5 protein-coding genes are annotated in these 6,960 nt (G+C 31.7%); 1 reads left to right on the forward strand and 4 read right to left on the reverse strand.

The genetic code is table 11. From position 1 onward, the window contains the following. Positions 1-63: 63 nt before the first annotated feature. The 3 genes from T473_RS0106270 to T473_RS0106280 all read right to left on the reverse strand — a co-directional run bounded on the left by T473_RS0106270 (position 64) and on the right by T473_RS0106280 (position 2,952). Complete coding sequence (locus tag T473_RS0106270; protein WP_024621126.1) at positions 64-1,578, reverse strand: phosphohexomutase domain-containing protein; 1,515 nt, start codon at positions 1,576-1,578, stop codon at positions 64-66. A 100-nt stretch (positions 1,579-1,678) separates the two neighbouring features. Then, a complete protein-coding gene (fsa, locus tag T473_RS0106275; protein WP_024621127.1) occupies positions 1,679-2,329 on the reverse strand; it encodes a fructose-6-phosphate aldolase in 651 nt (216 codons plus the stop codon). Between the two features lie 50 nt (positions 2,330-2,379). After that, on the reverse strand, positions 2,380-2,952 hold the full coding sequence (locus T473_RS0106280; protein WP_024621128.1) for a xanthine phosphoribosyltransferase: 573 nt from the start codon (positions 2,950-2,952) through the stop codon (positions 2,380-2,382). 531 nt (positions 2,953-3,483) lie between these two features. Between T473_RS0106280 and T473_RS0106285 the strand changes: the two genes are divergently transcribed. Continuing rightward, complete coding sequence (locus T473_RS0106285; RefSeq protein ID WP_024621129.1) at positions 3,484-4,983, forward strand: IMP dehydrogenase; 1,500 nt, start codon at positions 3,484-3,486, stop codon at positions 4,981-4,983. A gap of 357 nt (positions 4,984-5,340) precedes the next feature. Here T473_RS0106285 and T473_RS0106290 read toward each other — a convergent pair whose 3' ends face one another. Further along, a complete protein-coding gene (locus T473_RS0106290) occupies positions 5,341-6,894 on the reverse strand; it encodes a BCCT family transporter (RefSeq protein WP_024621130.1) in 1,554 nt (517 codons plus the stop codon). Positions 6,895-6,960: the final 66 nt, after the last annotated feature.

Raw genomic sequence — 6,960 nt, forward strand, 5'->3', positions numbered from 1 at the left:
TCTCAGGTAACAGGGATGTAATAATATTATTTTAATTAAGTTTTTTATGAATTTACTAAACTTTTATAAGCCAGTCAATCTGTATTTAGATAAGAATTTCTCGAGATTAGCGTATATTTCATTGATTCCACTGATCTTATTTGATTCAATATTTAAGACTAAAAGCGGCTCATGAAGAGATATTCTAAGTAAAAACCATCCATCACCGTTTTCTTTGTCACAATTTACTCTTATTCCTTCATAACTTTTTGGAACTACGCTCCAACCATCTAAATTTAAAATATGTTCTTCTAAATCTTTTATAATATTTTCTGCATAAGGTTTAAAATCTTCTACATCAATTTTTATTCTAAACTCTCCATCTTCTTTAGCTTCTTCCAAATCTTTAAGTAAGTCGTCAACAGTCATACCATTTGATCTGAGCTTTGCTACCTCAATAAGTATTTTAGCAATTAAGTAAGATCCATCGTCTAAGAAGTAGTTTTCTTTTAATGCAGCGTGACCTGAAGTCTCTATAGCTATATGACATTCTTTCCCTTCTCCGTTTAATCTTACAGCCTCGTTGATTACGTTTTTGTAACCTCTCTTAAATCTATGGTGTATTCCGCCGATATCACCTATAAATTTAGTAAGCCCATCTGAAGTTATTGAATCTGTTACAATTGTAGTATTTGGATGCTCATTTAATACGATCTTTGAGATAAGAGCTATTAGAGCATTTTTATTGATAGGTTTTCCGCCCTTTCCTACTAATGCTGCTCTATCTACATCTGTATCAAATATTATACCTAAATCACTTTCGTTTTTAACCACTGAATCGCATATGCTCTTCATAGCTTCTTTGTTTTCTGGATTTGGTATATGATTTGGGAACATCCCATCTGGGTCTAAAAACTGGCTTCCAGTTGTATCAGCTCCCAGTTTTTTTAGTATTTGATCTACAAAGAATCCTCCTGCACCGTTTCCCGCATCTACTAATATTTTAATTCCCTCTAGAGGTTTCTCGTAATTTTCTTTTGGAATAACCCCATCTCTTATTTTTTCAACGAGTATCTGGGAATAATCTTCAATAAGTTTCGGATATGTCACTTTACCTTCTTTAATGTTTTCATTAATATTATATAAAATATTATCTTCTTTATCTTGAGTAAGCTCTGAGGCTATATATAATATTTCCTTAATATTCCCATTTTCAAGACCGCCATCTTTTGTGAAAAACTTAAATCCATTATGGTAATAAGGAAGATGACTTGCTGTAATCATTACCGCTCCATCGCAGTCGTATCCATCCATAATTGTCGTCATAAACATTGCTGGTGTAGTTGCCATTTTACAATCTAAAACGTCGCAGTCTTTGTTTTTCAATACATCTATAGCTATATTTCTGAACTCTTCACCAGTTATTCTAGAATCAGTACCAATAGCAATACTTACTTTATCTTTCTTTGTTTTTTTCTTTAACCAAATATGAAAAGCTGTAAATATTTTCTCAACAACATCTTTAGTTAAGTTTACTTCCCTTTCATCGTTTGGATAAGCTATTCCTCTTATATCAGATCCATTTTGTAACTTATACATAACTAATCTCCTTACTATATTATTAACCACAAATTTTTGGCTTCACCTTAATAAAAGACACTAAAACAAAATTAGCTAAAGTTTTAGTGTCTTATTAATATTATAATTGTAATGAAGCGCCTTCCCAGTCCTTAATAAAGTTTTCTATACCTTTATCTGTAAGTGGGTGCTTAATCATTTGATTTATAACTTTGTATGGAACTGTCGCAATGTCTGCTCCAAGTCTAGCGGCCTCTACTACATGAATTGGATGTCTCACACTAGCTACTATTACTTCTGTTTCTATAGCATTCACATCAAATATGTCAACTATCTCTTCTATTAATCCCATACCGTTCTGTCCTATATCGTCAAGTCTTCCTACAAATGGACTTACATAAGTTGCCCCAGCTCTAGCTGCTAATAGCGCTTGAGCTGCTGAAAATATAAGAGTTACATTTGTCTTTATATTTTTTTGAGATAAAGCCTTTGTGGCTTTCAAACCTTCAGCTGTCATCGGCAACTTAATTACTATATTTTTGTGTATTTTAGATAGCTTGTCGGCCTCTGCTATCATACCCTCGTGGTCTAAACTTATTACCTCTGCACTTATAGGTCCATCTACTATGTCAGCAATTTCCTTTACTACTTGTACAAAATCTCTTCCTTCTTTCGCAATTAATGATGGATTCGTAGTTACTCCACACACAACTCCTAAGCTGTTAGCCTCTTTAATCTCGTCGACATTTGCTGTGTCTATAAAAAATCTCATTTTATCCCTCCAAGTTATTTAATTTAATTCTAGCTTAATTCAATTTATAACTATCTAAAAGTAACTTTTCCATTAGATATTGATTCTACAACAACTAATGATTCAAGTTTAACTCCTCTGTCTCTAAGTACTTGTCCACCTTCTTGGAATCCCTTTTCTATAACTATTCCTATTCCCGCTATGTTAGCCTGAGCCTGGTTTACTATATCCATAAGCCCAAGTGCGGCTCTACCATTCGCAAGAAAATCATCGAGTATTAATATGTTTTCTTCTTCATTTAGGTACTTTTTAGAAGTTTTTACTGAGTAATTCTTTGCTTTTGTAAAAGAATACACTTGTGTTTCATATACATCTTTGTCTAAGTTTTTCGATTCTACTTTTTTTGCAAAAACTACAGGTACATTATTGAAGTACTGTGCGACAATAGATGCAATAGCTATTCCCGAAGCTTCTATTGTAAATATTTTATCCACTTTTACATCTTTAAATCTCTCTTTAAATTCTTTTCCTATTTCATTTAAAAATGCTACATCTATTTGATGGTTTAAAAAACGATCTACCTTCAATATGTCATTTCCCGACACACTACCCTCTTTTAAAATTTTTTCCTCTAAGGCTTTCATACTGTCCTCCTAATATCATATATCTATTAATACTTTTATTAATTCAAAAATTCCATATATACATATTATTATAACATGGTTTATAAATCAATTAAATTTGTTTATATATGTTAATATTTGTAGTTTTATAATAATGTAAGTAAATTTTATTTATTCAGCTATAATTAGGGTATTTATTAGTACAAACAATTTATAGCTTGAATTAATTATATTTATTTATATATAGGATATAATTTAAGTATGTCTTATTTCTCAATAAATTCGAAATAATATTATAATATACTGATAAATTACTAACGAATTATATTTTTTTTTATTAAATGTCTGTTAATATGCCTTCTTACTTTATATAAAATCTACTATTTTACTAATTTTTTGAAAATAATAAGTAAAAAAACGAATTTTATAAAAAAAAGCTTGTTGAAGCATATAAAAATTTATCATAATAAGTTATAATAAATACTAACAATTATAGTCAAGTTATAATTAGAAATTAATAAAATAAAAAATATATAAGGAGTTGATATTAAAATGGCATTTTATTTTTCTACACCATCACATACATTTAGTGAGTACTTACTAGTTCCCGGTTACTCTTCCATTAAATGTACGCCTGATAATGTAAGTTTAAAAACACCTATCGTTAAATTTAAAAAAGGTGAAGAGCCTTCGCTTACTATGAATATTCCCCTAACTTCTGCTGTTATGCAATCTGTATCTGATGATAAGATGGCTATAGCTTTAGCAAAAGAAGGTGGAATATCTTTTATATACGGTTCTCAAACAATTGAAAACCAATCAGCTATGGTCGCTAGAGTTAAATCACATAAAGCAGGCTTCGTAGTTAGCGATTCAAACCTAACTCCTGATCATACTCTTGAAGATGTTTTAGAGTTAAAAAGAATCAGCGGACATTCTACTATGCCTATAACTGATGATGGTACTTCAAATGGTAAATTAGTAGGTATCGTGACTAGCCGTGATTATAGAGTAAGCCGTATGAGCAGAGATGTAAAAGTTTCTGAGTTTATGACTCCATTTTCATCTTTAATATACGCAAATAAAGATATAACTTTAAAAGAAGCTAATAATATAATATGGGATAACAAGCTTAACTCTCTTCCTGTAGTAGATGACAAAGGAAGACTTATGTACATTGTATTTAGAAAAGACTACGAAACAAATAAAGAAAATCCTCTTGAGCTTTTAGACTCATCTAAAAGATATGTCGTTGGTGCTGGTATAAATACTAGAGACTTTGAAGAGCGTGTACCTGCCCTTGTTGAAGCTGGTGCAGATGTACTTTGTATAGACTCTTCTGAAGGTTTCAGTGAATGGCAAAAAATAACTATAGACTATATACGTGAAAAATACGGCGATACTGTAAAAGTAGGTGCTGGGAATGTAGTTGATAAAGAAGCTTTCTTATACCTTGCTGAGGCTGGTGCTGACTTTATAAAAGTTGGAATCGGCGGGGGTTCTATATGTATAACTCGTGAACAAAAAGGTATCGGAAGAGGACAAGCAAGTTCTATTATAGAAGTAGTTGAAGCTAGGGATGAATACTTTGAAAAAACTGGTGTTTATATTCCTATTTGTTCTGATGGAGGTATTGTTTATGATCACCATATAACTTTAGCGCTTGCTATGGGTTCTGACTTTGTAATGCTTGGAAGATACTTCTCTAGATTTGATGAGAGTCCAACTAACAAAGTTAATATAAACGGAAGCTACATGAAAGAATACTGGGGTGAAGGTTCTGCTCGTGCTAGAAACTGGCAAAGATACGACCTTGGCGGAGACAAGAAACTTTCATTTGAAGAGGGCGTTGACTCATATGTTCCTTATGCAGGGCCTTTAAAGGACAACGTAATGATGACTCTTAGCAAAGTTAGATCTACAATGTGTAACTGTGGCGCTCTTACAATACCAGAGTTACAAAAAAATGCTAAATTAACTCTTGTGTCTTCTACTAGTATAGTTGAAGGTGGAGCACATGATGTTGTGTTAAAAGATAATAGAAACTTATAAAAATAATTATGTTTTTTATGGTGGGCATCTCTAGATGCTCACTATTTTTTGTAAAATATCCTTATTTATGAAGTATTCCTTTTTATGAAATCTTATATAGGCCTTGCTTTATACATCCATATAAAAATAGATTTAACTTTTATAAATATATGTGTCTGTATATATAGTAAAGATTCTGCCTTATATATCTGTAAATTTAACTTGCTTTTAATTCTTTATAAATAAAAAGACTGCCCAATTTTATAGACAGTCTTTCCATAAAGATACTAAAGATATTAATCAATCTTTAATAATTCAACCTCTACAATTTTATTTTCAATTATACTTTTAAATTGCACTTCATTAAATTACGCTTCTTTAATGTTTTAAAGCTTTCTCTTTTAAAATCTGCTCGTTTACTGCATTAAGGTCTTCGTCTTTAAGTGACTTAAATAGAGATATACATGCGAAAAACATTATAAAAATAAACGGAAATGCTGCTAAAAGAGATGCTGTCTGTAGTGCCTCTAATCCTCCAGTTAAAAGTAAACTTATCGCTAAAAGAGATTGAGTTACTCCTAGGATTATTTTTCTCTTATTTGATGGATTTAAGTCCCCATTTGATGTAAACATCCCTAGCACAAATGTCGCTGAATTTGCAGATGTTACGAAGAATGTTAACAGTAAAAATATAGCAACTAATGATATTATTGTGCCTAAACTATAGTGAGATAATACCGAGAAAAGTGTTATAGATACGTCCTTAGTCATGTCAGCCAATTGAGGCCCGGTTACCGTTCCTTTCATAAATAGATCTATTCCAAGTGTTCCAAATACTGAGAAAAATATAAATGAAGCTATAGCTGGTGCTATCATTACACCAAAAACAAACTCTCTTATAGTTCTTCCTTTTGATATTCTTGCTATAAAAGTCCCTACAAATGGCGCCCATGCAATCCACCACGCCCAATAAAATATTGTCCACTTACCTGCCCAAGTGTTGTCTCCATAAGCACTAATATTCATACTGTCAGCAAAAATATTTTGCAGATATCCTCCTAGACCACCTACAAATCCGTTTATAATTTGTATAGTTGGTCCGATTAAAAGTACTACTACTGTTACTATAGCAGCAGTCGCTAAATTTATATCAGATAAAATTTTCATACCTTTATCTATTCCAGATACTGCCGTCCATATAAATATTACCGTTGTTATTGCTATTATTATAAGCTGTGATCTAATTGTATTTTCTATATTGAAAATATAACTAAGACCACTGTTAATTTGAAGTGTACCAAGTCCTAAAGATGTTGCTATTCCGGCTACAGTTGCAAATACAGCTAGAGTATCTATTACTACTCCAAGTAGTCCGTGCACTTTGTCCCCTATTAATGGCTCAAATAGATTACTTATTAGACCTGATTTACCCTTTCTAAACTGAAAATATGCTAGCGATAATCCAATTATACTATATGCAGCCCATGGATGAATTCCCCAATGTAAAAACGAAGATTTCATAGCAAATGCTGCTGCCTCTGCACTTGTCGGATCAATGCCTGCTTTTGGATATAGAAAGTGTGAGATTGGCTCCGCAGCTCCCCAAAACACTAATCCTATTCCCATTCCCGATCCAAACAATAAAGCAAACCAAGAGCTGGTCTTATAATCTGGTTTTGAATCATTTGCCCCAAGTTTAATATTTCCAAATTTACTAAATGCAAGCCATAAAGCAAAACCAACAAAAATTAACATAGACAGTAAATACAACCATGAAAATCTACTCGTGAAGAAATTAAATGCTGAATTTACAGCATTAGTAAAACTTTCACTAGATAATATCGCCCACAAACATATAGGTATTATAACAATCAGCGAAGTATAAAATACTCTGTTATCAGCTTTTAAACTCTTATCATTGCTCTTTGCCATACTTAACCCCTCCTAATTAAGGGTCATATATATTATTTAATGATATTCTAATAATATATTTTATTT

Origin of the sequence: Clostridioides mangenotii TR (assembly GCF_000498755.1) — a bacterium.
GTDB classification, from domain to species: Bacteria; Bacillota; Clostridia; order Peptostreptococcales; family Peptostreptococcaceae; genus Metaclostridioides; species Metaclostridioides mangenotii_A.